The organism is Streptomyces sp. MUM 2J, assembly GCF_022414535.1.
Taxonomy (GTDB): domain Bacteria; phylum Actinomycetota; class Actinomycetes; order Streptomycetales; family Streptomycetaceae; genus Streptomyces.
In genome coordinates, this window is record NZ_JADWYM010000093.1 from 1 (window position 1) to 3,567 (window position 3,567).

Sequence of the window (3,567 nt, forward strand, 5' to 3'; positions counted from 1 at the left end):
GTGGCTTCGTTGATGTCTGGGGACAGCGTTTATTGACGGCTTCCCAAGGCAGTTAGTGATCAACGAGCTCGGAGATGTCGAGGAGAAATGACGGCACTGCCGTGTCCGCGAAGCGGGATGTCGGCGCAACAGGTCAACGTGTCCCACCGGGTACAGCTGAACGTGCACAGGTCCAAGGCGACGCTCAGGGATGGATCTCGGTTGTCCCGCATATCGAGCGTCTACGGTCGGCGCCATACCCCTTGGCACGACAGCTCGTTCGCCCGTGAGATGGTTGCTGTCATGACTGTTGGCGCGCTGGGCAGGGAGGTTCCACTCGAGACGAGTCGGCTGCTCCTCAGGCCTTGGCGGGTAGACGAGGCTGTCGTCCAGCGTGAACTGTGGACCGAACGTGATCCACGAGTGCCGCCGCACCGCCGAATCGATGCGGACGGACACCCCACGGTCGCGGAGCTCGAGGATTCGATCCGCACCAGCAAGGTGTGGTCGACCGGGTTGCTGGCGGTCGAACGGAAGGCGTCTCGTGACGTCATCGGCTATTGCGGGCTGGTCGACAGCGGGCGAGGATCGGTAGGAGAACCGGAACTGGCATTCGAGCTGCTACGCCGAGTTTGGCGTCAGGGATACGCGACCGAGGCCGCGTTGGCGGTTCTGGGATGGGCGCGATCGTCTGGGTACGAACGTCTGTGGGCCACCGTCTGGGACTGGAACACCGCTTCTCGCAGAGTGCTGGCCAAGGTCGGGTTCACCGAGACCGATCGGAAGGAAGTGGACGCGGTACACGGGACCACCTTGTTCACCACGAGACGGCTCTGACACACCCGACGTTTGACCTTGCGGACGGATCCGTGCAGTGCCGCCTGGCGACAAGTGTCCCCATTCGCGCCGGCAGGCAGAAGCGGATGCGGCGTCACGTTGACTCGCATGCCGACACGGGACGGCCAGCCGCCCGTCGGGGCGGCTGGCCGTCGAGGCAGGTAGCAGCAGGGGTCAGCCAGCCTTCGCGGGCTCCTCAGCTCGTGCTCGTGTGCTCGCGAGGCGGTAGGAGTCGGTGCCGGTCTCGATGATGGTGCCGTTGAACGTCAGCCGGTCGACGATGGCCGCGCACAGCCGCGGATCCGTGAACGTCTTCGTCCAGCCGCCGAACGACTCATTCGAGGCGATTGCGACGCTGTTCTTCTCCTCGCGTTCGGTCAGGACCTGGAAGAGGAGCTCGGCGCCGTGGCGGTCGAGTTCCATGTAGCCGAGTTCGTCGATGCAGAGCAGGTCGACGCGGCCGTAGCGGGCGATGGTCTTGTTCAGCTGCTTCTCGTCGGCGGCCTCGACCAGCTCGTTCACCAGCTTCGTCGCGAGGGTGTAGCGGACGCGGTAGCCCTTCATCGCGGCCTCGGTGCCCAGCGCGATGAGCATGTGGGACTTGCCGGTGCCGGAGTCGCCGATCAGGCAGAGCGGCTGGCTCTTCTTGATCCACTCGCAGCTGGCGAGGGTGTGGATGGTGGCCGGGTCGATGTTCGGGTTAGCGTCGAAATCGAAGGACCGCAGCGACTTCTCCCGAGGGAAGCCGGCCGCCTTGATCCGCCTCTCCGACCTGCGGCGGGCCCGGTCGTCGCACTCGGCCATCAGCAGTTCGGCGAGGAAGCCGCGGTAGGTCATCTGGTCCTTCATCGCCCGGTCGGCGATGTCGGAGAACTCGTTGCGGATCGACGGCAGCCGCAGCAAGCGGCAGGCGGAGTCGATCGCGGCGTCGGCGGCCTGCTCGGTCAACCCTCGCTGTCGGGGCATGGTCACTGCGCTTCTCCCTCACGGTGGCCGCTGCCGCTGGTGCGGCGGCGTCGGAGCAACTGGTCGTAGTGAGACACCGAAGGCAGCGGCCTGGTGTCCGGTGGAAGATGCGCGAGCCGCCACTCGTGCAGGGACGTCACCGTCGCCGACGGCTGACCGAGGGCCCGGGCATCCGGTGCGGGCTCGATCTCAACCTGGGCGGCCTTGCGGGCCTCCAGCGCGACCGCATCCGCGGTCATGGCCCCGGCCCGCAGGGCCGCGGCCAGGCCGGCGACGACATGTTCGTGCGTCATGTGGCGTCCGAGCAGCAGCACCTCGATGAGCGCGCGGGTGCCGTCCCGCTCGCCGTGGATCTTCATGGCCTGAGTCCACCAGGCGTCGTGGACCGGGGTGAACTTGCCGGCCGAGCGGGCCTGTTCGAGAGCGGTCGAGCCGGGGAAGGCACCGGGCTTGCGGACCAGGACCTCCAGGTAGTGGTCCAGGTCAAGACGGACGGCGCCTTTGGCGATCAGCCGCTCGTGCCGGGCCACCTCCACGTTCTGGTCGTAAACCACCAGGTGAGAGGCGTGAAGGATGACCCTCACCCGCTTGCCGATCAGCCGGATGGGGACCGAGTAGCGGTTCGTGCGGACCGGGATCTGGCCGTAGCGGTCGACTCGCGGGGTGAACAGCCGCCCGGTTTCGAACGGCTCCTGAGGCAGCGGCATCAGCAGCGGTCGTTCGAGCGTGAAGTCCTCGGCGATGGTCCGGGACCTGGAGCCGATCCGGCGGGCGTCATCCTGCCGGTCCCACTGCTCGACCATCTCGTTCAGCTCGGCGAGCGAGGACACCTCGGGGACCGGGACGAAGTGGTTGCGTCGGAAGTAGCCGATCTGGCCCTCGACGCCGCCCTTCTCGTGGGCGCCCTCGACGCCCGGACGGCAGTAGAAGCTCTCGATGCCGTAGTGCGACTTGAACGCGATCCACCGGTCCGCCTCCACCCTCGCCCGGCTCAGCCCGAGCACGCGGGCAACGGCCGCCTTGAGGTTGTCGTAGCGGACCTTGCTCTGCGGGACCCCGCCCAGCGTCCGCAGCGCGTGGACGTGGCCTTCGAAGAACGCCTCCTGACCGCAGGAGGCGAACACGCGATGGACGGCCTTGCCCGAATATGACAGGCGGAAGGAGAACAGGTAGCAGGTCACCAGCTCGCCGGCGAGGCGGATCGTCACGTCACCGAAGTCGACCTCCGCCTCGTGACCGGGCTGGTGGGTCTGCGGGACGAACGCCTCCAGCGGGGCCTTGCCCGACTCGACCAGGATCTCGGGCTTCCGGGCCGCGACGTAGTAGCGGACCATCCCGTAGGAGACATCGGCGCCGTGTTCCTCGACCAGCCGATGGAAGATCCGGGTGACCGTGTGCCGCTGCTTGCGTGGCGCGTCCAGGTCCGCCCGCAGGATCTCGTCGATCACCGGCTTGTAGCGGTCCACTCCGGTCGCCCGCGGCGGCAGCCTCTTGCGCGGCTCCGGCCAGGACGAGTCCAACGCCTTCCGCACCGTCCGCCACGTCACGCCGTGCTTGCGCTCAAGCTCCCGCATCGACATGCCGCCACGGTGGTCACGCCGGATCGCCGCGTACAGCTCGACCTTCGACATCCGCGGCATGACCAGCACCTTTCACCAGGAGCATCCCGATGCTGCCCTGGCAAGAACCCCGGTGCCTCCCAAACTCGTCGACATCACCCATCCGTGGAACAGGGCGCCTCCCAAACCCATCGACAAGCGACGCCGCTACTGCTCGATAAAGCCA

3 protein-coding genes are annotated in these 3,567 nt (G+C 67.1%); 1 reads left to right on the plus strand and 2 read right to left on the minus strand.

The window, feature by feature from the left end; all coding sequences use genetic code 11:
- Positions 1–282: 282 nt before the first annotated feature.
- Entirely contained in the window at positions 283–816 is a 534-nt protein-coding gene (locus I3F54_RS31740; protein WP_240122386.1) for a GNAT family N-acetyltransferase, read from the plus strand.
- 174 nt (positions 817–990) lie between these two features.
- On the opposite strand, the gene istB is transcribed toward I3F54_RS31740, so the two are convergent.
- Together istB and istA are read right to left on the minus strand one after the other, a co-directional pair.
- Positions 991–1,788 (minus strand): IS21-like element helper ATPase IstB, encoded by a 798-nt coding sequence (gene istB, locus I3F54_RS31745; RefSeq protein ID WP_193469777.1) that lies wholly within the window; start codon positions 1,786–1,788, stop codon positions 991–993.
- Entirely contained in the window at positions 1,785–3,413 is a 1,629-nt protein-coding gene (istA, locus tag I3F54_RS31750) for an IS21 family transposase (RefSeq protein ID WP_240122387.1), read from the minus strand. Before istA ends, istB begins: the two co-directional genes overlap by 4 nt.
- Between the last annotated feature and the right edge of the window lie 154 nt (positions 3,414–3,567).